Origin of the sequence: Oerskovia merdavium (assembly GCF_014836755.1) — a bacterium.
Classification (GTDB): Bacteria; Actinomycetota; Actinomycetes; order Actinomycetales; family Cellulomonadaceae; genus Oerskovia; species Oerskovia merdavium.
In genome coordinates, this window is the sequence record NZ_JACSQF010000001.1 from 321,162 (window position 1) to 344,120 (window position 22,959).

The following is a 22,959-nucleotide window of genomic DNA, read 5'->3' on the forward strand; positions in this document are numbered from 1 at the left end:
ACAGGAAACGCTCGGCCCACCGGCACACCGGCACGACGTGCCGGGTGCGACGCGGTCGCGGGGCGCGGGCCGGACCAGACGGCGCTGCCGACGGCCGGCTGCGTCGTCGCGCGCCGGTCCGGACCCTCCCGCCCTCGCTCCCCGGTGCCGCCTCCCTGCCCACTCTCCGTCGAGATGCGGCTATCGGGGGTCGAATCGGCGAATCGACCCCCGATAGCCGCATCTCGATCCCCCTCGGGCCCGGTCCGCCAGTGCGGGCTGGGTGCGGGCCGGGCCAGGCAACCGCCCGCCGGGCCGGGCAAGCGCCCGACCGGCAAGGGTCCGACAGTTGTCCACAGGTACCGGGCCCCGCCTCCACGAGGGCACCGAGATCTGCGAGCATCTTCCCGTGCCCGCTGCTCTCGTCCCGCTGCCGCCCACCCCGTTCCTCGTGGCCGACGCCTGCGCGGCCGGGTGCACACGCGACCAGCTGCGCCACCCCGCGCTGCACACGCCGGTCCGCGGGGTCCGCATGGCGGCCGGGTCCGCGAACGATCTCGACGCACTCTGCCGCGCCGTCGCCCTGACCTTCCGGGCCGGGGACGCGTTCTCGCACCTCACGGCGGCCGCTCTCCTGGGGCTGCCCCTGCCTGCTCACCATCAGCCGACCGAGCGGTTGCACGTCTCCAGCAGCCCTGGGTCGCGCTCGCGCGACGCGGCGTTGCTCGTCGGGCACTCGGGAGTGCTCGCCCAGCAGACCTTCCGGCACCGAGGGCTCCCGGTGACTGTCCCCGCCCGCACCTGGTTGGACCTCGGCAGCATGACGGGCACGGACGCCGGAGACCGCCTGACGCGCGAGGAACTCGTCGTCCTGACCGACGCGGTCCTCGCGCTGCGTCACCCGGCCACCACCCGCCTCGCACTGGAGCGCGCGCTGTCCTGGTTCGTCGGCGGTCGCGGGCGGCGTGACCTGCGGACTGCGCTGTCTGCCGCCCGATCCTTCGTCGACTCGCCCATGGAGACGCGGGTCCGGCTCCTGCTGGTCGCCTCGGGCTTCCCGTGCCCGGTCGTCGGGGCGGACCTGCTCGCGGAGGACCAGTGGGTCGCGCGTCCAGACATGTGCTGGCCGCAGGCGCGCATAGCGATCGAGTACGACGGCGCACACCACTACTCGTCCCAGCACCAGATGTGCAGCGACGTCGCCCGCAGGGAGAACATCGAACGGCTCGGCTGGAGAGTGGTCGTCCTCTACTCGCACGACGTGCTCACCGCGTGGAAAGCGACCTGCGGGCGGTTGATCACCGCGTTCGGGGACCAGGGTGTGGACCTCGGTCGGCTCGCCGACGCTCCCGACACCCCTGTGCGCGCCCGCATCGTCGTCGCTCGGCGCTGACCGTCCCCTCGACCCGTCAGCCCGCGGTCGCCGGCTCGCCTCAGCACCCGTCCAGCCCAGAAGCCGTGCGCCGACGCATGACCACCACCCGCGAGATGCGGCCATCGGGGGTCGAATCGGCGATTCGACCCCCGATAGCCGCATCTCGGCGTCGGGCGCCCGGGCCCAGGGCCCTCCCGCCGCCCCAGGCCGCTCAGCCCGTCAGGACCCGGTACCCGGCTCCCCGCAGCTGCGCCACGAGCGCCTCGCAGTGCTCCTGCCCCTTGGTCTCGACCTGCATGCGCACCCAGGCCTCGCCGATCGCGAGGTGCACGTCGGTACGGTCGTGGTCGATGTGCATGATCGAGCCGCCGACCCCCGCGATCACGTCGAGCATCTGCGCGAGGGCCCCGGGCCGGTCGTCGAGCAGGACCTGCATCTGCATGTACCGGCCCGCGGCCGCGAGCCCGTGCCGCAGCACGCGCAGCAGCACCAGCGGGTCGATGTTCCCCCCGGACAGGATCACCACGACGGGGCCCTCCCACCCGGTCGGGTCGGCCAGCAGCGCGGCCACCCCCGCGGCCCCCGCCGGCTCGACGACGAGCTTGGCCCGCTCGGTGATCATCAGCAGCGCCCGGGACAGCTCGTCCTCGGTCACGGTGCGCACCTCGGGACCGAGCTCGGACACGATCGAGAACGGCACGGGTCCCGGGGTGCCCACCGCGATGCCGTCGGCCATGGTCGAGCGGGCGAGCGACGTCGTCGGGACCCCTGCCGCGAGCGAGCCCGGGTACGCCGCGGCGCGCGCCGCCTGGACCCCCACGACCTTGACGTGCGGCGCGGCCTCGGCCATGGCCGCCGCGACGCCCGCGACCAGGCCGCCGCCGCCGAGCGGCATGACGACGGTGCGGACGTCGGGCACCTGCTCGAGGATCTCGAGCGCGAGCGTGCCCTGGCCCGCGACGACGTCGGGGTGGTCGAACGGGTGGATGAAGACCGCGCCCGTGCGCTCGGCCTCGGCCTTCGCGGCCGCGAGCGTCTCGTCGACGTCGACGCCGACGAGACGCACCTCGGCGCCGTACTCGCGCGTCGCGGCGACCTTGGGCAGCGCGGCGTCGACCGGCATGTAGACCACGGCCTGGATACCGAGCAGCCCCGCCGCGAACGCGACGCCCTGGGCATGGTTCCCGGCGCTCGCCGCGACGACACCGCGTGCCTTCTCCGCGGGGGTGAGCCGGGCCATGCGGATGTACGCGCCCCGGATCTTGAAGGAGCCGGCGCGCTGGAGGTTCTCGCACTTGAGGACCACGGGCACACCCGCGACCTGGCTGATCGCGCGGCTCGTCTGGACGGGGGTCCGGTAGGCGACGCCGTCGAGCATGCGGGCGGCGTCGCGGATGCTGTCGAGGGTCACGGCGGGTTGAGCGAGGGTCACGCGTCCCCGCCCGTGCTCGTCCCGGTGCCCGACGGCGTCGCACGCCCCAGGCGGGTGCGCCGGCGACCCGCGGTGGTCGAGGAGGCCGGGACCCTCTCGTCGTCCGCGAGGTCGGCCTCGGCGCGACGGATCATGACCGGCACCGCGGGCTTGCCGCGGATGACGAGGGTGTCGTCGGTCCCGAGGTCGGGGAACTTGTCGTGCCCGTTGAAGTACAGGACCACGGTGTTGATCAGGGCTGCGAGCGGCACCGCGAACAGGGCGCCGACGATGCCCGCCGCGAACCCGCCCGCGGCGACCACGAGCAGCACCGCGACCGGGTGCAGCGAGACCGCGTGCCCCATGAGGAACGGCTGGAGCGCGTGGCTCTCGATCTGCTGGACCGCGAGCACGATGCCCAGCATGATGAGCGCCGCGACCCACCCGTTCGCGACCAGCACGACCAGCACGGCGACCGCGCCCGTCACGACCGCTCCGACGATCGGGATGAACGACCCGACGAACACGAGGATGCCGAGCGGCAGCGCGAGCGACGGCACGAAGAAGGCCGCACCGACACCGATACCGACGGCGTCGACGAGGGCGACGAGGATCTGCGTCCGGGCGTAGGCGGACAGCGTGACGATGCCGCGGCGCCCGGCCTGGTGGATCGTGAACCGCGAGCGCGCCGGGAACAGCCCCACGCACCAGGACCAGATGGTTCGTCCGTCGAGCAGGAAGAAGAACGTGCAGAACAGGGCGATCACGGCCCCCGCGGCCACGTGGCCGACCGTCGTGGCCGCACCGAGCGCGCCCGACACGATGCTGTCCTGGCTCGAGCTGATGAAGCCCTCGAGCTCCTTCAGGTACCCGTTGATCTGCTCGACGCCGATCCCGAACGGGCCGGCCTCCAGCCAGTCCATGAACTCGTTGAAGCCGTCGATCGCCTTGTCCTTGAGCTCGGCGATGCCGCTCACGATCGTGCTGCCGGCGACCGTGACGAGCCCGGCGACCACCGCGAGCAAACCGAGGAGGGCCGAGATCGAGGCCAGCCCGCGCGAGAAGCGCAGGTGCCGCTGGAGGAAGCTGCGGACCGGCGTGAGCAGGACCGTGAGGAGCAGCGCGATCGCGACCGGGACGACGATCACCTTGAACAGCGCCGTGACGTAGAGGCTCGCGGCGACGAGCGCGCCGATCAGGAGGAGACGCCACGACCACGCCGCGGCGGTCTGGATCGACGGCGGGACGGCCTCCGCACCGAACGGCTTGCCGCCCCGTGGGTTCGTCCCCGACGTGCCCGCCGAGGCGACCGCACCTGCGGGGGCGGACGACGCCGTCGGGCGGGGAGCGCCCGCCTGGGCCGCACGGCCCTTGCGCGATGCCGCGCTCACGCGAGAGCCCGCGCGAGGTCCGCGATCAGGTCTGCTGCGTCCTCGATACCGACCGACAGGCGCACGAGGTCGTCAGGGACCTCGAGGGCCGAGCCCGCGACCGACGCGTGCGTCATGCGACCGGGGTGCTCGATCAGCGACTCGACACCGCCGAGAGACTCCGCGAGCGTGAACACCTGGGTGCGGGCGCAGACCGCGAGCGCCTTCTCCTCGCTCCCGGCGCGGAAGGACACCATGCCGCCGAACCCGCGCATCTGCCGCGTCGCGAGCTCGTGCCCCGGGTGCGACGCCAGGCCCGGGTAGATGACCTGGGTCACCGCGGGGTGCGTCTCGAGGAACTCTGCGACCGCGGCCGCGTTGGCCGCGTGCCGGTCCATGCGCGCCGCGAGCGTCTTGAGGCCGCGCAGCGTGAGCCACGCGTCGAACGGCCCGGCGACCGCCCCCGAGGAGTTCTGGTGGAAGCCGACCGCGTCGGCCAGGCCGCGCGTGCCCGCGGGCGAGACGAGGTCGCCCGGGAGCTCGGCGCCGTCCGCCACGACGAGCGCTCCCCCGACGACGTCGCTGTGCCCGCCGATGTACTTGGTCGTCGAGTGCACGACGACGTCCGCCCCCAGGGCGATGGGCTGCTGCAGGTAGGGCGTCGCGAAGGTGTTGTCGACCACGAGGGTCGCGCCGTGCTCGTGCGCGACCTGTGCGAGCGCAGCGATGTCGCTGATGCCGAGCAGCGGGTTGGTCGGGGTCTCGACCCACAGGACCTTGGTGCGCCCAGGCTGGACCGCGGCTCGCACGGCGTCGAGGTCGGTGAGGTCCACGGCCGTGTGCTCGATCCCCCACGGGCCGAAGACCCGGGCGACCAGGCGGTACGTGCCTCCGTACGCGTCGTCGGGCACCAGGACGTGGTCACCCGGGCGCAGCGTCGCCCGCAGGAGCGTGTCCTCCGCGGCGAGGCCCGAGGCGAACGCGAAGCCGCGCGCCTGCGCAGCCCCGGCAGGCGTCTCGACGGCGCCGAGCGCCTCCTCGAGCGCGGTGCGGGTCGGGTTCGCGGACCGGGAGTACTCGTACCCCCCGCGCAGACCGCCGACGCCGTCCTGCTTGTAGGTGGAGACCTGGTAGATCGGGGGCACGACGGCCCCCGTCGTCGCGTCCGGGTCCTGTCCCGCATGGATGGCGCGGGTCGCGAAGCCGGTGCTCGACCAGTCGGGGTGGGAGGGAGTGCTCGCGCTGCTCATCCTGTGAGCCTACGTGCCCTGACGGCGCGTGTTCCTGCCGAACACGACGGTTCTCGGAGAGCGGACGTGTGCATTTCACCCACGGCCGATCGGCAGGAGGCTCCCGGGGAACAGCGGGCGGCGACGAGGTGTTGCCCAGGTGTCGGCAACAGGTGGAGGTAAAGATGTTCGAGTCGTTGTTCGGGTCCTCGATGAAGACCCAGATGGTCGCGCCCGAGAAGGCGCTCGCCGGGCGGGACCAGCCCGTGCTCCCCGTGGCCCGCCCGCACACGGTCCTCGGGACCTCGATCACGGGCCCGTGGCCCGAGGGCACGCGCGTGCTGTACCTCGCGATGGGCTGTTTCTGGGGAGCCGAGGAGATCTTCTGGCAGGTGCCGGGTGTGATCTCGACGGCCGTCGGCTACATGGGTGGCACCACGCCGAACCCCACGTACGAGGAGGTCTGCACCGCGCGCACAGGGCACACCGAGACCGCGCTCGTGGCCTACGACCCGTCGGTCGTGAGCGAGGAGGAGCTCCTCAAGATCTTCTGGGAGCGCCACGACCCCACGCAGGGCTACCGGCAGGGCAACGACGTCGGCACCCAGTACCGCTCGGCGGTCTACTGGACGACGCCCGAGCAGGAGGCCGCGGTCCGCGAGACCGAGGCGCGGTACCAGAAGGTGCTGACCGCACGCGGGCTCGACCCCATCACCACAGAGGTCGCGCCGGCCGAGGGCCGCACGTTCTACTACGCCGAGGACTACCACCAGCAGTACCTCGACAAGAACCCCAACGGCTACCGCTGCCACGCGACGACGGGGATCCCGTTCCCCGACGCGGCGTGACGGTGGGCTGCGCGCCCTGGCCGGTCTGAACGGCCCCGCCAGGCTGGACGGTCTCGCCGAGAAGTGAGCAGGTGCCCCTGATCCGGTCGGATCAGGGGCACCTACTCACTTCTCGGCCGGTCGGCTCAGCGTCAGCCCCGTCGCACGCCACCCTCGCCACGAACCCCCGGCGCCAGCACCAGCCGGCACACCGCCTCGTTGCGGCACAGCACACCGAGCCCCGCAGCCGCCGGCCCCCTCAGCGCCAGGACGACCGCGACGACGACGCACACACCGACCGTCGCACCGGCGACGACGTCGTGCGGGTAGTGGACGCCCTGCACCACGCGCGCCGCGCCCGTGACGACCGCGAGGACGACCGGCGCGACGACCATGGCCCGGTGCGGCGGGAGGCGACGGGCGCGCCGGAACCGGAGCGCCGTCGTCGTGCCGAAGAGGGAGTCCACGACTCCCCCGCGGGCGCGGCCCGTCGCGAGCGCCGTGAGGACCACGGCGGTCCCGAGCGCGAACGCGATGGTCGTGTGGTTGCTCGGGAACGACCAGTCGCCTGCCACGGGGCAGTGTGCGATCTCGATGAGCTCCCAGCAGCCGCGGGGCTGCTGGACGATCGTCTTGGCGACCTCGGACGTCGCGTACGCCAGCACGGCGCCCGCGCCCCCGACGACGGCGGTCGCGACCGCGACGAGCCCCGCCCCGCGAGCCTGCCAGGCCGCGAGCACCCACAGCAGGGCGAGCACGACGACCCCCACCTCGGCGATGAGCTCGACCCCTGGCAGGTCTGCGGTGCGGGCCGTCACCGCGAGGTAGAGGTCGGTGCTCGGACCCCTCAGGAGCAGCAGCGACGGAACGATCACAGCGGCCGCGAGCAGCCAGAGCAGGGCCAGGAGGAGGGGCGATCTGGGGGACTTCACCCCGGAATGGTACGGAGGTGAACGGAGGATGAACATCCGCCCACGGTCGGACCGGGCGACCTCCCGGCAACCCTCGCGCGGCCCTCACCCCGCCTTCACGAGCGCGGCCGTGGCATCGTGGGGCGCGTGACCGCAGCCCGCAGCGCCGCCCCGGCCGACACTGCTCTGCGCGTCGCCTGGCGGCTCCTCGCCGCGGCGCTCGTGTGCGGGTCGGCGGTCCTGCTGTTCGCGGTGCACGTCCGCCCGCTGGGCTACCTCCCGCTCGTCGCGGGCGTGGCGCTGGGGCTCGTGGTCGACCGGCGGCTCGGGCGCGACCTGCTCCTGATCGCGACGGGCATGGCGATCATCAGCAGCATCCCGCTCGCTGCCGACCTGAGCGACGCAGGGATCGCGCGCTTCGCCGTGGTGCTCTCGCTCGCCGTGCTCGTGCCGTGGGCCGTCTCGCGCTATGTCTACCGCGACGACGCGATCAGGTTCCCCGTGCGCACGGGCAGGCGCTGGAACCGGACCCAGATCGTGTACCTGCTCGTCGTCCTGGTCGCGGGCTACCTGATCCTGCCCGCGTACTTCATCGGGTCGGGCTCGTACCAGAACTGGCCCCCGATCGAGACGCCGCAGGAGATCGCGCGACTCTTCGTGGGTGTCAACGCCGTGGGGATCTGGGACGAGCTCTTCTTCGTGTGCGTCGTGTTCGCGCTGCTGCGCCGCCACTTCGCGCTGTGGCCCGCGAACCTCCTGCAGGCGACCGTGTTCGTGTCGTTTCTGTGGGAGCTCGGCTACCGCAGCTGGGGGCCGCTCCTGACGATCCCGTTCGCGCTGGTCCAGGGCTGGATCTTCGCGCGCACCAAGTCGCTCACGTACGTGGTGTGCGTGCACCTGCTGTTCGACGCGATCGTGTTCGCGGTGCTGGTGCACGCGCACCACCCGGAGCTGTTCGACGTGTTCGTCACGGGCGGGCGCTGAGCCGCCCGCGCGCGGCGCGCACCGACGTCAGCGCCCCTTCTTGCGGCCCTTCATCGACTGCGACTTGCCGAGGCGCTTGGCGACAGACTTGCCGGACTTCTTGCCGCCGCTCGGGGCCTGCTTGGCGCCGCTGCGCGCGGCGGCGCTCGTGGCCCGGGACCCCTTGGCACCTGCACCGCTCTTGCCGCCCGACGACGAACGCCCGTCCTTCTTCTTGCTCGCCTCGGGCGTGGGGGGCGTCGGGCCCGCCACGCCTCGCGAGCTGTTCGCGGTGCGCCCGCGCACGATGCCGATGAACTCCTCGACGAGGTCCGTCTTGTCCTCGGTGACCCACCCCAGCGCGACCGGGGCCTCGGGGCCGTCGCCGAGCGTCCGGTACGTCAGGTCCTTGCGGTGGTGCAGCCGCGCGAGCGACTGCGGCACGACCAGCAGCCCGATCCCCGCGGCGACCAGCTCGATCGCGTCGGCCGTCGTGGTCGGACGCTCGCGCGCAGGCTTGCCGGGCAGCGCGAGCCGGTCGTCGTCCGCGGCTGCGCCGTCGGAGGCCTCCGCCCAGCCCAGGACGTCGTCGAGCGGGTGCAGGAGCACCTCGTCGGCGAGGTCGGCCACGGTGAGCGCTTCGTCACTCTCGAGCGCCGCGAAGACGTGGTCGCGCGGCACGACGACGACGGGCACCTCGGTGTACATCGCGATGTGGCTCAGGTCCTCGCTGCGCACGGGGCGACGCAGGATCGCGACGTCCGCCCCGCCGTCGAGCAGGAGGGCCTCGACCTGCGCGGACGGCACCGCGAGCGCCTCGATGCGCACGTCGGGGACGCGGTCGATCCACGTCCGCACCCACTTGGACGGGGTGACGCCGGGGACGTAGGCCAGGCGGAAGCCGGGGGCCTGCGCGTCGGATACGTCCTCGGCCGGTTGCTCGGCCTCGTGCTCGGCGCTGCGCGCAGTCTCTTCCACCCGACAACACTAGCCGCCCCCGGGACGAGGAACCGCGGCCGGGACCGATACCCTGGGACCATGAGCACCCCGCACTCCTCCCAGACCATGAAGCCCGCTACCGCGGCGAAGAAGCTCGGGGTGTACCTTCCCGCCACTCCCCAGGAGTTCCAGGAGGGGACCATCACGCGCGGCCAGCTCGAGGAGCTGGAGACCAACCCGCCCGAGTGGCTCGTCGAGCTCCGTCGCAACGGACCCCACCCGCGACCCGTCGTCGCCGGTCGCCTGAACGTCTCGATCGCGGGCCTGGCCCGCGGCGGCGTCGAGGAAGCACTGACCACCGAGCAGATCAACGAGCTCCGTGAGGACCCGCCGGCGTGGCTCGAGCGCGAGCGCACCATCCAGGCCGAGGTCCGCGCCGAGGAGGAGCGCATCAAGGAGCGCGACCTCAAGAAGGCCAAGAAGGTCGCGCGCGCGAACCGCGAGGCCGAGCACAAGGCCGCAGCGGCCGAGTGACGCCTCGCGTCGTCTGAGCGGCCCGGAGGCAGCGGCTAGGAGGCGCCCCCGGCGCGGTCGGTGTGACCGAGCGCGAGGCCGGGGGCCACTCGGTCGCGCACGATCCGCTTGAGCACCGGGACCTCGGGGAAGCCCTTCTTCTCCTTGCGGTCCCACACGAGCTCGTCGCCCACGCGGACCTGGAAGATCCCGCCCGTGCCGGGTACCAGCGCGACCTCGGTGAGCCGGGTCCCGAACGTCGTCAGCAGCTCCTGCGCGAGCCATGCCGCACGCAGCAGCCAGTTGCACTGCGTGCAGTAGGTGATCTCCACGCGGGCCGGTGTCTCGGTGCTCTGTTCGTCCACGCGCCCAGCGTGCCAGACGACGGGGCCCGCCGAGCACCGCGGCCGTCCGTGGCCCCCGGGCGCCGAGCACGAGGTTGCGCGCACCCGAGCACGAGGTTGCGGTCGCCGAACCCGTCACAGCGACCGCAACCTCGTGCTCGGCACCGCGAGCCGACCCGTCAGCGCACGACGAGCACGACCGCGAGCACGGCCATGACGAGCGCGATCCCGCCGTCGAGCACGCGCCACGCGACCGGGCGCGCGAAGAGCGGCGCGAGCACACGCGCCCCGAAGCCCAGCGCCGTGAACCAGACGAGGCTCGCGATCCCGGCCCCGATGCCGAAGACCCAGCGCCCGCTCTCCCCGTACGCTGCCGCGAGCGAGCCGAGCAGCAGGACCGTGTCGAGGTAGACGTGCGGGTTGAGCCACGTGAGGGCGAGCGCGGTCCCGACGGCGGCACCCACCGACATCCGCAGCCCACCCTCGGCCGCCTCGAGGGCCGCGGGGCGCAGCGCGCGCCGGGCAGCCTGGACCGCCAGGACGAGCAGGAACGCGGCCCCGCCCCAGCGCACGACCGCGAGCAGCACGGGGGCGTTCGAGACGAGGACGCCCAGGCCGGCGACGCCCGCGGCGATGAGCACCAGGTCCGACAGCGCGCACACCAGGACCACGGGCAGGACGTGCTCGCGCCGCAGCCCTTGCCGCAGGACGAACGCATTCTGCGACCCGATCGCGACGATCAGGGACAGTCCGGTGCCGAGGCCGGCGAGCAGGGGCGCGAGGGTGGTCACGTCCTCCACGGTAGGCAGGGCCAGCGGTTCAGTACAGCGAATGTTTCTGCAGAACCTTAAGATCTGCTCATGGTGGATCTTCAGGCCGACCAGCTCCGGACGCTCGACGCGATCGCGACCGCGGGCACGTTCGAGGCCGCCGCGCAGCAGCTCGGAGTGACCCCGTCCGCGATCAGCCAGCGCATGCGCGCGCTCGAGGCCGCCGTGGGCCAGGTGCTGGTGCGCCGGGGACGGCCCGCGACGCTCACGGCGCCGGGCGAGGTGCTCGTGCGCCACGCACGCCGGCTCGCCCTCCAGCACGCCGAGGTCCTGGCCGAGCTCGACCTGGCCGAGGGAGACACCCCCGAGCTCACGCTCGTCATCACGGGCGACGCCCTGACGACCTGGGCCCTTCCCGTGCTCGCCGAGGCCTCGGCCTGGGCCCGGCTGGAGATCCTGCGCGAGGACCAGGACCACTCGATCGACCTCCTGCGGGACGGGAAGGCCGTCGCCACGATCACGTCGGTCGCCGAGGCCGTCCCCGGCTGCCGCTCGACGCGGCTGGGCCGGATGCGCTACCGCCCGTTCGCGAGCCCGGCGTTCGTCGAGCGCTGGTTCCCCGACGGCCCCACGGCCGCCGCACTCGCAGCGGCGCCCGTCCTCGTGTTCGACCGCAAGGACGACCTCCAGGACCGCTACCTGGGCGGGCGCGCGGGCGGCCCGCGCCACCACGTCCCGGCCTCGCACGAGTTCCTGCGCGCGGTCGAGCTCGGCATGGGCTGGGGCATGCTGCCGGACCTCCAGAGCCGGGAGCCGGAGGCGGCGGGCCTGCTCGTGGGGTTCGACGACGCAGCGAGCCTGACCGTGCCGCAGTACTGGCAGCAGTGGCGCCTGCACTCACCCACGCTCGACAGGGTCGCGACCGCCGTCCGCGAGGCCGCGGCCACCCACCTGCGCTGACGCCGGGCACCACGGGGCAGGGCAGACTTGTCCCGTGCCCTCCCCCACTTCCGACGAACGACTTCCCCGCAGCTCCGTCCCGTCCGACGGCCCGGCCGGCCCAGGCCGCGCCGCACAGCCTGACGCCGCGGCGCTCCGGGACCAGGCCGCCCTCGACCGGCTGCTCGCGGGGCTCGAGCGCTTCTCGCCCGACGACGATCCCGCTCACCCGCGCGGCGGCGCGGCAGACCCTCCGCTCGTCGCGGTCGACGCGACGGACCGGTTGCTGCTCGACGAGGCGGCGAGCGCCCTGGCTGCGAGCGGCCCGGGTGAGGTCGTCGTGATCGACGACCGGTTCGGGGCGCTGACCCTGGGTGCCGCGGTCGCGCACGGGCTCACGGGGATCCGGGTCCACCAGGACGCGCTGACGAGCGAGCTCGCGCTCGACCGGAACGCGCACGAGGCGACGGTCCACGGCCAGGCGGGACTGACTGCCACCTTCACCCACCTCCCGCTCGGCGAGGACCTGCTGCGGGGCGCGCGCGTCGTCCTGCTCCAGCTCCCGCGCTCGCTCGCCGCGCTGCGCGACGTCGCGGAGCACGTGGCGCGCTTCGCCGCGCCGGACGTGGTGGTGCTCGCCGGTGGCCGCCTCAAGCACATGACCCCGACCATGAACGACGTCCTGGCCGAGTCCTTCACGGACGTGCGGGCGAGCCTCGCTCGGCAGAAGTCGCGCGTCCTGGTGGCGCGCGGGCCCCGTCCCGGCGTCGGCCTCACCTATCCCGTGACCGAGCACCTGGCGGAGCTCGACCTCGACGTGGTCGCGTACGGGGCGGCGTTCGCGGGTGCGAGCCTCGACATCGGCACGCGCTACCTCCTGGGCTTCCTCGACCGGGTCTCGCCCGACGCGCGCGACGCCGTGGACCTGGGCTGCGGCACGGGCATCCTCGCGGTGTCGTTCGCGCGCTCGCGCCCGGACGCCGTGGTCGTGGCGACCGACCAGTCGGAGGCCGCGGTGCGCTCGGCCCGAGCGACGGCTGTGGCCGGCGGTGTGGGCGAGCGGGTGCGCGTGGTGCGCGACGACGTGGGTTCCTCGCTCGCGGAACGCAGCGCCGACGTCGTGCTGTGCAACCCGCCCTTCCACCAGGGCGCCGCCCTGAGCACGGGCGTCGCGCACCGCATGTTCGCGGCCGCGGGGCGCGTGCTGCGCCCGGGCGGCGAGCTGTGGACGGTCTACAACTCGCACCTGCGCTACCGCCCCGCGCTCGAGCGCGCGGTGGGCCCCACGACGCAGGCGGGCCGGGGCCCCAAGTTCACGGTGACGCGCAGCGTCGCCCGGTGAGAACCTGAGGGCCCCGGCCCGTCAGTCGCGTGAGGTCGAGGTCACTGGACCCCGACGACGTCCACCACGAAGACCAACGTGTCCGTGCCGCCGATGCCCGCCTGGGGGACGCCGCGCATGCCGTAGCCGTGCTCCGGCGGGATCGAGAGCAGGACGCGCGATCCGACGTTCTGGCCCACGAGGCCCTTGTCCCAGCCGCCGATGACCGCGCCGGTCCCGATGGGGAACGAGATGGTCTGGCCGCGGTCGTACGAGGTGTCGAAGATGTCGCCGTCCCAGACCTGACCCAGGTAGTTCACGACGATGGTGCGGCCTGCGGTGACGACCGGGCCGCTGCCCTCCTCGAGGACCTGGACCTGGAGGCCGGCGGGGGCGCCGCCCTCGGGGAACGTCAGGACGGGCTTGTCGCCGAACGTGCCGGACGCGGTGGGGAGCTGCGTGCTCATGGTGCTACCTCTCGGTGGGAGTGCAGGGTTTCGAGAACAAGCCTAAGCGGCGCGCCTCACCGGCGGGCCCGGCTCGCCCGTCCCGCGTGCCCGACGACGGAGCGCACCGCGCGCTCCCGGGTGCGCTCCGCCGTCGGGCACCGCTCCACCTGACAACCGCCGCCCGGAGGCGCACGCTGGCTGGATGAACGCTCCGCGTGCCGATCGCGAGACCACCCAGGACGCCCCGCCCCCGGCCGCCCCGCTCGCCCCGGCCGACTCCGCCCGGCCGGTCGACGCGGGCGACGGGCTCGACTCGCCCGTGACGCACGCGGGCGGCGCCCAGGTGCCGAGCGGGCGACGCTCGGCGTTCCCCGGGATCGCGGAGTACGCGTTCCTGTCCGACTGCGAGTGCAACGCGCTCGTGGCCCCGAGCGGCGCGATCGAGTGGATGTGCGTGCCGCGCCCCGACGCGCCCAGCATCTTCGCGGCCGTGCTCGACCGGGGGGCGGGCTCGTTCCGCGTGGGACCCTACGGTGCACGGGTGCCCGCGGCCCGCCGCTACGTGCCGGGCACGCTCGTGCTCGAGACGACGTGGCAGACGCCCACGGGCTGGCTCGTCGTGCGCGACGCGATGCTCATGGGGCCCTGGCACAACGTCGACGAACGCTCGCGGACGCACCGGCGCACGCCCACGGACTGCGACGCCGAGCACATGCTGCTGCGCACGATCGTGTGCGTCAACGGCACGGTGGACGTCGAGGTCGTGTGCGAACCGCTCCCGGACTACGGGCGCGAGGCCGCCCGGTGGGAGTACGAGGGGCCCACGTACAGCACGCTCGTGACCCGCTCGCCCCTCACGGCGAGCCCGGACCTGCGCCTGAGCGGCAGCCTGCGGCTCGGCATCGAGGACCGTCGCGCGCAGGGTCGCACGCGCATGAGCGCGGGCGAGACCGCGTACGTGACGCTGTCGTGGTCGGACCGCCCGACGCCCGGGACCTGGCCCGAGGCCGCCGACGCCATGGGCCGCACCGAGCAGTACTGGCGCGACTGGATCACGCAGGGCGTCTTCCCCGACCACCCGTGGCGCTCGTACCTCCAGCGCAGCGCGCTCACGCTCAAGGGGCTCACGTACGCACCGACCGGGGCGCTGCTCGCCGCCGCGACCACGTCCCTTCCCGAGGCGCCCCAGGGCGAGCGCAACTGGGACTACCGCTACGCGTGGGTGCGCGACTCGACGTTCGCGCTGTGGGGCCTGTACACGCTGGGTCTCGACCGCGAGGCCGACGACTTCTTCGCGTTCGTGCACGACGTCTGCCGCGACGGGCGCGAGCTCCAGATCATGTACGGCGTGGGGGGCGAGACCGAGCTGACCGAGAGCACGCTCGACCACCTCGCGGGGTACGACGACGCGCGGCCCGTCCGGCTCGGGAACGCCGCCTACGACCAGCAGCAGCACGACATGTGGGGAGCGGTGCTCGACTCGGTGTACCTGCATGCCAAGTCGCGCGAGCAGCTGCCCGAGTCGCTGTGGCCCGTCCTCAAGGCCCAGGTCGAGGAGGCGGCCGCGCACTGGCACGAGCCCGACCGGGGGCTGTGGGAGATCCGCGGCGAGCCCCAGCACTTCACGTCGTCCAAGGTCATGTGCTGGGTCGCGCTCGACCGCGGTGCCCGGCTGGCCCGGATGTACGACGAGCCCGACTACGCCGACCAGTGGCAGGCCGTCGCCGACGAGATCCGGGCCGACGTGCTCGAGCACGGGGTCGACTCGCGGGGCGTGCTCGTCCAGCGCTACGGCGCCGACGCCCTGGACGCGTCTCTGCTGCTCGTCCCGCTCCTGCGGTTCCTGCCGCCCGACGACCCGCGCGTGGTCGCGACGGTCGACGCGATCGCGAGCGAGCTCACGGTCAACGGGCTCGTGCTCCGGTACCGCACCGACGAGACCGACGACGGGCTCTCGGGCGAGGAGGGGACGTTCACGATCTGCTCGTTCTGGCTGGTGTCCGCGCTGGTCGAGGTCGGCGAGCTCGACCGGGCGCGCGTGCTGTGCGAGCGGCTGCTGTCGTTCGCGAGCGAGCTCGACCTGTACGCGGAGGAGATCGACCCGCACTCGGGCCGGCACCTGGGGAACTTCCCGCAGGCGTTCACGCACCTGGCACTCATCAACGCGGTCGTGCACGTGGTGCGGGCCGAGGAACGGCGCGACGACGCGGGGCACTTCGAGGCGGCCCGCCGACGCTGACGGGCTCTCCTGCCGAGGGCGACGAACCGACCCGCGCGACCCTCTTGCGCACCCGTGGCTAATGGCATTAGCCTAGACGCTATGAGCACTCACCAGACCGTGGAGTTCCTCCCCCGCCCCGAGGGGCGCATCGCGTACACCGTGACCGGCACGGGCCCGCTCGTGGTCGCCGTCCCCGGCATGGGCGACCTGCGCTCGACCTACCGCGACCTCGTGCCCCCGCTCGTGGCCGCGGGCTACCGCGTCGCCGTGACCGACCTGCGGGGCCACGGCGACAGCGACACGACCTTCCGCACGCACGGCGACGTCGCGACGGGCCAGGACCTCGTGGCGCTCGTCGAGCACCTGGGCGGTCCCGCCGTCCTGGTCGGGAACTCGATGGGAGCCGGGGCGGCGACCTGGGCCGCCGCCGAGCAGCCCGACGCCGTCGTGGGCCTCGTCCTCCTCGGCCCCTTCCTGCGGGACCCGGCCGTGAGCGCCGCACGCGCCCGGGCGAACCGGTGGCTCTACCGGGTCACCCTGGCCCGCCCCTGGGGCGCGGCCGCGTGGGCCGGCTTCTACTCGTCGCTGACCAAGGGGCGCAAGGCCCCGTGGCATGCCGAGCACGTCGCCGCGCTCCGCACCTCGATGCGCGAGCCGGGTCGCCTGCGCAGCTTCCGCGACCTCGCGCTCGCCCTCACGCACGCACCCGTCGAGGCACGCCTCCGCGAGGTCGAGGCCCCCGCGATCGCCTTCATGGGGTCGCTCGACCCCGACTTCTCGGACCAGGCCGCCGAGCTCGCCTGGATCGAGGAGTCGATCGGCGCGCAGGGCCACCTGGTGCCCGACGTCGGGCACTACCCGCAGCACCAGTCCCCCGAGGTCGTCGCACCCGCGACCCTCGCGTTCCTCGACGGCCTGCGCTCGTCCGCGGGTGCGCACGGCTGGGTCGCCCGTGGCTAGGGCGGGCCTGAGCCGCGAGGCGGTCACGGCCCTCGCGCTGCGGGTCGTGGACGACGGCGGCCCGCAGGGCTTCGCCGACCTGTCCCTCGCGAAGGTCGCCGCGGCGGCCGGGGTCGCGACCCCGAGCCTCTACAAGCACGTCGGCTCGCTCGCGGACCTGCGGCGGTCGGTCGCCGTCGTCGCGGTCGACGACCTCACGCGCGCTGCGGCAGGGGCGACGATCGGCCGCTCGGGCCCGGACGCGCTCGCCGCGCTCGCGCACGCGATCCGCGACTTCGCGCGCGAGCACCCGGGGCGGTACGCCGCGACCCAGGTCGCTCCCGACCTCGGCGCGGGCGCCGACGACCCGCTCTCGCTCGCGGCCGCCGAGTCCGTCGCGGTCGTCGCGGCAGTCCTGCGCGGGTTCGGCCTCCCGGAGGCCACGACGGTCGACGCCATCCGCGCGGTGCGGTCGGCGGTCCACGGGTTCGTCTCGCTCGAGCTCCTGGGCGGGTTCGGCATGCCCGACGACGTCGACCACAGCTTCGAGGTCCTCGTCGGCCTGCTCGTGGTCGGGATCGCGGACCTCGCCCGCCCGGCTGCGTCCTGACACGACCGCCGTCCCACCCACCGAAGGAGAGCCGCCATGAACGCACCGTCGATCGACCGGACCCGCCCCGACCTGGGCCTCGTCCGCCCCCGCACTGGAGCGATCCTGCTCGTGGTCGCGGGCGTTCTCTTCCTCGCGTTCCCGCTCGTACGCCCGTGGGTCCCCGAGGACGTCGCCGCGCCGGAGCTCGCCGCCGCGTTCGCCTCGGGGCGTTGGATCGCTGCGCACCTGTGCGGTGCGGCGGGCTTCGTGCTGCTCCCCGCCACGTTCCTCGCGCTGCGCGAACGGCTCGCCGGGACGCGGGGCCGGGCTCCGGCGTCGGGCGCGGTGGTGACGAGCTGGCTGGGAGCGGGGCTGGCCCTGCCCTACTTCGGGGCGGAGATCTTCGGGATCCATGCGATCGCGCAGGATGCCCTCTCGACCGGCAGCCTCGACTTCCTGACGACGATCGAGGCCGTCCGGATGCAGCCCGTCGCGGTGACGATGTTCGGCGCGGGTCTGCTGACGATCGGCGCGAGCGGGGTGCTCGTGGCCGTGGCCGCGTGGCGCGGCGGGCTCGTGCCCCGCTGGGTGGGCGTCCCGCTCGCAGCGGGGCTCGCGCTCTACCTGCCGCAGTTCTTCACGCCTCCGGCAGGACGGATCGCGCACGGGGTGCTGCTGGCCGTTGGTTGCTGGCTCGTGGCGTGGACCCTCACCTCGAACGCCGAGGGTGACCTGGATCGGCCCCGACGGTGACGCCCGTTCGCCGAGGGTGACCGCCACCGATGCCGAGGGTGACATCCGATGTCACCCTCGGCGGGCGGTTCCGTCACCCTCGGCGGGCCGGCGGACCAGCGGCCGTCAGTGCGCCAGGAAGCCCAGCAGGTCGTGGCGCGTGAGCACCCCGACCGGGTCGCCGTCGTCGATCACGAGCAGCGCGTCGGCGTCGTGCAGCGCCGAGCGGATCGCCGCGACGCCCTCGCCCGCCCCGATGAGCGGGAACCGCGCCTCCATGTGCTTGTCCACCCGGTCGGCGAGCGACGCCTTGCCCGAGAACACCGCGTCCAGCAGGGCCCGCTCGCTCACGGCCCCCGCCACCTCGCCGATCTTGACGGGCGGCTCGGCCCCGACGACGGGCATCTGCGAGACGCCGTACTCGCGCAGGATCTCGATCGCGTCGCGCACGGTCTCGCCCGGGTGGGTGTGGACCAGGTCCGGCAGCTGCCCGCTCTTGGAGCGCAGCATGTCGCCCGCGGTCACGCCCTCCTCGGCGTCGAGGAACCCGTAGGACCGCATCCAGGAGTCGTTGAAGATCTTGGACAGGTAGCCGCGCCCGCCGTCGGGCAGGATCACGACGACCACGGCGCGTGCCGCCGCCTCGGGGTCCTCGTCCTCGAGCCGACGGGCCAGCCGCAGCGCCGCGACCACGGCCATGCCGCACGAGCCGCCCACGAGCAGGCCCTCCTCGCGCGCGAGCCGGCGCGTCATCTCGAACGAGTCGGCGTCGCTCACGGCGATGATCTCGTCGGGCACGGTCGGGTCGTACGCGGCGGGCCAGAAGTCCTCGCCCACGCCCTCGACCAGGTAGGGGCGACCGTCGCCGCCCGAGTAGACGGACCCGGCGGGGTCGGCGCCCACGACGTGCACCCGGCCGCCGGCCTCGGCCTCCCGAGATACGGACGTGTCCTTGAGGAACCGGCCGGTCCCCGTGATGGTCCCGCCCGTCCCGACGCCCGCCACGAGGTGCGTGACACGGCCGTCGGTGTCGGCCCAGATCTCCGGGCCCGTGCTCTCGTAGTGGGACGCGGGGCCGTTGGGGTTGGCGTACTGGTTGGGCTTCCAGGCCCCGGGGATCTCGGCGACGAGCCTGTCCGAGACCGAGTAGTAGGAGTCGGGGTGGTCGGGGGCCACGGCCGTGGGGGTCACGACGACGCGCGCCCCGTAGGCCGCCAGGACGTCGCGCTTGTCCTGGCTCACCTTGTCGGGGCAGACGAACACGCAGTCGTACCCCTTGCGCTGGGCGACGAGAGCGAGCCCGACCCCGGTGTTCCCCGAGGTGGGCTCGACGATCGTGCCACCGGGTGCGAGCTCTCCGGAGGCCTCGGCGGCCTCGATCATCTTGAGTGCGATGCGGTCCTTCACGGAACCGCCCGGGTTGAGGTACTCGACCTTGGCGAGGATCGTCGCAGAGAGGCCGTCGGTCACCGATCCGAGCCGGACCAGGGGTGTCCCGCCGACGAGGTCAGAGATGTGGTGTGCGAACTTCATGCACCGATCATGCGCTGCCGAGGGCCATCCCGCCCAGCACGGCACACAGGGCGACCGCGACCCCGAGGACCACGACGAGCAGGGGACGGTCCGCGGCGTCGCGCGCGAAGTACCGCCCGACGGCGCCGCTCAGCCCTCCCGCCACGGCCAGGTACAGCACCGAGGCCAGGGCGACGCCGCTCGTCGCGGTGCCCGGGTTCCCCGTCGCGGCGCTCAGCAGCGAGCCGAGCACCATGAAGCTCCAGATGCCGGCCCCGACGAAGCCGAGGACGAAGAAGAGCGTGGTCGCCTTGCGGTCGTCCCACTCGCGCGAGATGCGGTGCCCGAGCCAGGCGACGACCGCGCCGGCCGTGATCGTCACGAGCAGGATGACGACCGCGGCGACGGTGATCCACGCGACGGCGTTGGGGAGGCTGCGGCCCACGAGGAGCCCGTACGGCACCTGGAGGGCGAGCAGCGTGAAGGCAGCCAGCACCAGGCCGGCGGCAAAGACCGGCACCCGCGTCGGAACGGGTTCCGAAGCGGGTGCCGGGGACTTCTTCCGGGCGTCGGCCAAGATCAGTCGTTGCCCTGCAGGATCGCGAACAGGCGCAGGAACTCGAGGTACAGCCAGATGAGCGTGACCATGAGGCCGAACGCGGCCGACCAGGCGAACTTGGCGGGGACGCCGGCCTCGACGCCACGCTTGATCGAGTCGAAGTCGACGATGAGCGAGGCGGCGGCGAGGCCGACCGCGACGAGCCCGACGATGATGCCGAGGCCGCCCTCGCGCATGCCCCAGCCGTCGAGGACGCCCGTCATCGTCAGCAGAAGGTTGACGAGCGAGAAGGCCAGGTAGCCGACCATCGCGATGATGAGCCAGCGCGTGAACTTGGGCGTGACGCGCACCTTGCCGGACTTGAAGAGGAAGAGCGCTGCGGCGAAGGTCGTGACGGTCGCGAGGACCGCCTGGACGACGACGCCGTTCCACTGCGTGTTGTAGAACGCGCTGATGCCGCCCAGGAACGCGCCCTGCGCGATCGTGTACGCCACGATGAGCGCGGGGCTCGGGCTCTTCTTGAACGCGTTGACCAGACCCAGGACCAGGCCGACGATCGCGCCGCCGATCCACAGGAACGGCATGGTGTCGACGAGCTGCCAGCTCGCGGCACCCACGACGACGAGCAGGGCGAGCAGCCCACCGGTCTTGATGATGACGTCGTCGTACGTCAGGCGCTTGGTGTCCGCGGATGTCGCGGTCGGCGCGTTGTACATGGCGTCGAGCGTCGCGGCGTCGGCTGCCTGCGCACCGTAGCTGCCGTACTGCGCCTGCTGCGGCGGCGTGCCGTACGCGGGGTTCTGCTGGATGGTGCCCGCAGCCCCCTGGTTGGTGCGCGCGCGCTTGGGCTCGCCGAAGATGGCGCTGTTGTTGAAGACGGGGTTGCTCATGCTTCCTCCTGGTCGCGGCGTCCAGTGCCCTCTGGCGAGGCGGGTGTCGCTGGCCGTGTTTCCATCCTATGCAACGAGCGGGTTCGCGCCGGTGTTCCCGCGAGGTTCGTCCGACTTTTCCACCCGCTCGCGGCGCAGGATCGCTCCCCTGGTCGACGACGTCATCCTTGCGGCGTACGCGAGCCCGTCGTGAAGATCGACCGTGCGGGGGCATCGCTGCCGACGTCCCGGTCCCTAGGCTGGAGGACGTACGAGCCACCACACGCAACCCACCCGAGGGGCGAGCATGATCGAAGCACGAGGCCTGACCAAGCGGTACGGGCCCAAGACAGCTGTCGACGGGATCTCCTTCACCGTCCAGCCCGGCCAGGTCACGGGCTTCCTGGGCCCGAACGGCGCCGGCAAGTCGACCACGATGCGCATGATCATGGGGCTCGACCGCCCGACGGCCGGCACCGTGACCGTCAACGGTCAGCCGTACGCCGCGCACCGTTCGCCCCTGACCGAGGTCGGGGCCCTCCTGGACGCCAAGGCCGTGCACACGGGCCGCAGCGCCTACAACCACCTCCTCGCGATGGCGGCCACGCACAACATCCCGAAGACCCGCGTGCAGGAGGTCATCGAGATGACCGGCCTGCAGTCGGTCGCGAAGAAGCGCGTCGGCGGTTTCTCGCTCGGCATGGGCCAGCGCCTGGGCATCGCGTCCGCGCTGCTGGGCGACCCCAAGACGCTCATCCTCGACGAGCCCGTCAACGGCCTCGACCCCGAGGGCGTCCTGTGGGTCCGCAACCTGGCCCGCTACCTCGCGTCCGAGGGTCGGACGGTCTTCCTGTCCAGCCACCTCATGAGCGAGGTCGCGCTGACCGCGGACCACATCATCGTGATCGGCAAGGGGCGCATCATCGCGAACGCGCCCGTCAAGGACATCGTCGACGGCGGCGCCCAGCACACGGTCCGTGTCCGCACCCCGCAGGCCACGCAGCTCGCCGAGCTGCTGACCCGTGACGGCGCGACCGTCACGTCGGACGAGCCCAGCCTGCTCCAGATCACGGGCGTCGAGGCGCCCGGCATCGGCGAGCTCGCCGCGGCGTCGGGCATCGTCCTGCACGAGCTCACGCCCGTGACCTCGACCCTCGAGGAGGCGTACATGCTCCTCACGGCCGACTCGGTCGAGTACCAGACCGAGTCCGCGACCCAGCACGTGGGCCACGGCGTCGACGCTCCGGCCGACGCCCCGATCTCCGAAGGAGCCCAGCGATGACCGCCGCCACCGTCTCCGCAGCACGCCCGACGGCGCAGCGCGCCCCGTCCGCCCGTCTCACCTTCGGCGGAGTCCTCAAGTCCGAGTGGATCAAGCTCTGGACCCTGCGCTCGACCGTGTGGACGCTCGCGATCACGGTCGTGGTCATGGTCGGGATCGCGCTGATGTTCGCCGCGATCCTGAACATCCCGGACGTCGAGGCGGGCGGGGGCGACGGCTCGTCCATGTCGGACTTCTTCCCGTCCGCGACGATCGTGACGATCGGCTACTCGGTCGGGCAGCTCGCGATCGCCGTGCTCGGTGTGCTGGCCATCACGGGCGAGTACTCGACGGGCATGATCCGTTCGACGTTCTCCGCGGTCCCGCGCCGCCTGCCGGCGTTCTTCGCCAAGCTGGCCGTGCTCTTCGTGACGAGCTTCGTCGTCACGCTCCTCGGTGTCGGCCTCTCGGCCCTCGTCACGGCCCCGCTGCTGTCGAACCAGGGCATGGCCCTGGACCTCGGGTCGAGCGACAACGTGCGCATCCTGATCGGGGCGGCGCTCTACGTGGCGACCATCTCGGCGCTCTCGCTCGGCATCGGTGCGCTGCTCCGCAGCACCGCGGGCGCGATCTTCACGGTCGTCGGCCTGCTCATGGTGGTCCCGCAAATCCTGTCGATCGTCGCGATGGCCACGGGCAACAAGGTCGTGGAGAACATCTACAAGTTCCTGCCGGGGGTGGCCGGAGAACGACTCCTCGCCACCGGCGGGTCGATCGACCCCATGACCGGGGCTTCCTCCTCGGGCGCGCTCGAGCCGTGGGTCGGCTACGGCGTCCTCGCCGGCTGGACCGTCCTGGTCCTGGTCGTCGCCGCGGTGATGCTCAAGCGTCGGGACGCCTGACCATCTCCCGTACAGCGCACAGCCCGGCGCCG

General features: G+C 73.1%; 23 protein-coding genes. 12 read left to right on the forward strand and 11 right to left on the reverse strand.

The genetic code is table 11. The annotated features are described in order from the left end of the window. Window positions 1-388 precede the first annotated feature (388 nt). Entirely contained in the window at window positions 389-1,372 is a 984-nt protein-coding gene (locus H9641_RS01265; RefSeq protein WP_191800273.1) for a PDDEXK family nuclease, read from the forward strand. A 193-nt stretch (window positions 1,373-1,565) separates the two neighbouring features. Here H9641_RS01265 and ilvA read toward each other — a convergent pair whose 3' ends face one another. The 3 genes from ilvA to H9641_RS01280 are packed head-to-tail and all read right to left on the reverse strand — an operon-like array spanning window position 1,566 to window position 5,385. Further along, entirely contained in the window at window positions 1,566-2,732 is a 1,167-nt protein-coding gene (gene ilvA / locus H9641_RS01270) for a threonine ammonia-lyase (protein WP_191800608.1), read from the reverse strand. A gap of 50 nt (window positions 2,733-2,782) precedes the next feature. Then, window positions 2,783-4,156 carry an AI-2E family transporter gene (locus H9641_RS01275; RefSeq protein WP_191800275.1) on the reverse strand — a complete coding sequence of 458 codons (1,374 nt, stop codon included), beginning with the start codon at window positions 4,154-4,156 and terminating at the stop codon, window positions 2,783-2,785. Beyond that, window positions 4,153-5,385, reverse strand: coding sequence for a cystathionine gamma-synthase (locus tag H9641_RS01280; RefSeq protein ID WP_191800277.1), 1,233 nt, complete (start codon window positions 5,383-5,385; stop codon window positions 4,153-4,155). The genes H9641_RS01275 and H9641_RS01280 overlap by 4 nt, the downstream gene beginning before the upstream one ends. Before the next feature lie 164 nt (window positions 5,386-5,549). Here H9641_RS01280 and msrA point away from each other — a divergent pair, with 164 nt between their 5' ends. After that, window positions 5,550-6,212, forward strand: coding sequence for a peptide-methionine (S)-S-oxide reductase MsrA (gene msrA, locus H9641_RS01285; RefSeq protein WP_191800279.1), 663 nt, complete (start codon window positions 5,550-5,552; stop codon window positions 6,210-6,212). 131 nt (window positions 6,213-6,343) lie between these two features. Here msrA and H9641_RS01290 read toward each other — a convergent pair whose 3' ends face one another. Then, a complete protein-coding gene (locus tag H9641_RS01290; RefSeq protein ID WP_318244311.1) occupies window positions 6,344-7,123 on the reverse strand; it encodes a phosphatase PAP2 family protein in 780 nt (259 codons plus the stop codon). A 126-nt stretch (window positions 7,124-7,249) separates the two neighbouring features. Between H9641_RS01290 and H9641_RS01295 the strand changes: the two genes are divergently transcribed. Next, entirely contained in the window at window positions 7,250-8,086 is an 837-nt protein-coding gene (locus H9641_RS01295) for a CPBP family glutamic-type intramembrane protease (protein ID WP_191800281.1), read from the forward strand. Window positions 8,087-8,113: 27 nt separating this feature from the next. On the opposite strand, the gene H9641_RS01300 is transcribed toward H9641_RS01295, so the two are convergent. Continuing rightward, window positions 8,114-9,043: a LysR substrate-binding domain-containing protein gene (locus H9641_RS01300; protein ID WP_191800283.1), complete on the reverse strand. Its 930-nt coding sequence runs from the start codon at window positions 9,041-9,043 to the stop codon at window positions 8,114-8,116. A 60-nt stretch (window positions 9,044-9,103) separates the two neighbouring features. Here H9641_RS01300 and H9641_RS01305 point away from each other — a divergent pair, with 60 nt between their 5' ends. Further along, the gene (locus H9641_RS01305; protein WP_191800285.1) at window positions 9,104-9,538 is read left to right on the forward strand and encodes a DUF5997 family protein; all 435 of its coding nucleotides are present in this window, start codon (window positions 9,104-9,106) and stop codon (window positions 9,536-9,538) included. 35 nt (window positions 9,539-9,573) lie between these two features. On the opposite strand, the gene H9641_RS01310 is transcribed toward H9641_RS01305, so the two are convergent. Beyond that, window positions 9,574-9,882, reverse strand: coding sequence for a SelT/SelW/SelH family protein (locus H9641_RS01310; protein WP_191800287.1), 309 nt, complete (start codon window positions 9,880-9,882; stop codon window positions 9,574-9,576). Between the two features lie 158 nt (window positions 9,883-10,040). Continuing rightward, window positions 10,041-10,652 carry a LysE/ArgO family amino acid transporter gene (locus tag H9641_RS01315; protein WP_191800290.1) on the reverse strand — a complete coding sequence of 204 codons (612 nt, stop codon included), beginning with the start codon at window positions 10,650-10,652 and terminating at the stop codon, window positions 10,041-10,043. Window positions 10,653-10,721: 69 nt separating this feature from the next. Between H9641_RS01315 and H9641_RS01320 the strand changes: the two genes are divergently transcribed. Both H9641_RS01320 and H9641_RS01325 read left to right on the forward strand, forming a co-directional pair. Further along, on the forward strand, window positions 10,722-11,591 hold the full coding sequence (locus tag H9641_RS01320; RefSeq protein WP_191800292.1) for a LysR family transcriptional regulator ArgP: 870 nt from the start codon (window positions 10,722-10,724) through the stop codon (window positions 11,589-11,591). 34 nt (window positions 11,592-11,625) lie between these two features. Next, window positions 11,626-12,912 (forward strand): class I SAM-dependent methyltransferase, encoded by a 1,287-nt coding sequence (locus H9641_RS01325; protein WP_404821914.1) that lies wholly within the window; start codon window positions 11,626-11,628, stop codon window positions 12,910-12,912. 41 nt (window positions 12,913-12,953) lie between these two features. Here H9641_RS01325 and H9641_RS01330 read toward each other — a convergent pair whose 3' ends face one another. Next, window positions 12,954-13,358 (reverse strand): FKBP-type peptidyl-prolyl cis-trans isomerase, encoded by a 405-nt coding sequence (locus tag H9641_RS01330; RefSeq protein WP_056645814.1) that lies wholly within the window; start codon window positions 13,356-13,358, stop codon window positions 12,954-12,956. A gap of 184 nt (window positions 13,359-13,542) precedes the next feature. Here H9641_RS01330 and H9641_RS01335 point away from each other — a divergent pair, with 184 nt between their 5' ends. The 4 genes from H9641_RS01335 (at window position 13,543) to H9641_RS01350 (ending at window position 17,845) form a co-directional block, all read left to right on the forward strand. Beyond that, the gene (locus H9641_RS01335) at window positions 13,543-15,579 is read left to right on the forward strand and encodes a glycoside hydrolase family 15 protein (RefSeq protein ID WP_191800294.1); all 2,037 of its coding nucleotides are present in this window, start codon (window positions 13,543-13,545) and stop codon (window positions 15,577-15,579) included. A gap of 81 nt (window positions 15,580-15,660) precedes the next feature. Further along, window positions 15,661-16,521 (forward strand): alpha/beta fold hydrolase, encoded by an 861-nt coding sequence (locus tag H9641_RS01340; protein WP_191800296.1) that lies wholly within the window; start codon window positions 15,661-15,663, stop codon window positions 16,519-16,521. Then, window positions 16,514-17,110 (forward strand): TetR/AcrR family transcriptional regulator, encoded by a 597-nt coding sequence (locus H9641_RS01345; protein WP_191800298.1) that lies wholly within the window; start codon window positions 16,514-16,516, stop codon window positions 17,108-17,110. The genes H9641_RS01340 and H9641_RS01345 overlap by 8 nt, the downstream gene beginning before the upstream one ends. A gap of 36 nt (window positions 17,111-17,146) precedes the next feature. Beyond that, window positions 17,147-17,845, forward strand: a complete 699-nt coding sequence (locus H9641_RS01350; RefSeq protein ID WP_191800300.1) for a hypothetical protein — start codon at window positions 17,147-17,149, stop codon at window positions 17,843-17,845. Between the two features lie 105 nt (window positions 17,846-17,950). Here the strand turns inward: H9641_RS01350 and H9641_RS01355 are convergent, their stop codons facing one another. The 3 genes from H9641_RS01355 to H9641_RS01365 are packed head-to-tail and all read right to left on the reverse strand — an operon-like array spanning window position 17,951 to window position 20,785. After that, complete coding sequence (locus H9641_RS01355) at window positions 17,951-19,357, reverse strand: cystathionine beta-synthase (RefSeq protein WP_191800302.1); 1,407 nt, start codon at window positions 19,355-19,357, stop codon at window positions 17,951-17,953. Window positions 19,358-19,364: 7 nt separating this feature from the next. Further along, window positions 19,365-19,856: a hypothetical protein gene (locus tag H9641_RS01360; protein ID WP_191800304.1), complete on the reverse strand. Its 492-nt coding sequence runs from the start codon at window positions 19,854-19,856 to the stop codon at window positions 19,365-19,367. A gap of 59 nt (window positions 19,857-19,915) precedes the next feature. Further along, the gene (locus tag H9641_RS01365) at window positions 19,916-20,785 is read right to left on the reverse strand and encodes a Bax inhibitor-1/YccA family protein (protein ID WP_191800306.1); all 870 of its coding nucleotides are present in this window, start codon (window positions 20,783-20,785) and stop codon (window positions 19,916-19,918) included. 286 nt (window positions 20,786-21,071) lie between these two features. On the opposite strand from H9641_RS01365, the gene H9641_RS01370 reads away from it, so the two are divergent. After that, a complete protein-coding gene (locus tag H9641_RS01370; protein ID WP_191800308.1) occupies window positions 21,072-22,046 on the forward strand; it encodes an ABC transporter ATP-binding protein in 975 nt (324 codons plus the stop codon). After that, a complete protein-coding gene (locus H9641_RS01375; protein ID WP_191800310.1) occupies window positions 22,043-22,927 on the forward strand; it encodes an ABC transporter permease subunit in 885 nt (294 codons plus the stop codon). The genes H9641_RS01370 and H9641_RS01375 overlap by 4 nt, the downstream gene beginning before the upstream one ends. Window positions 22,928-22,959: the final 32 nt, after the last annotated feature.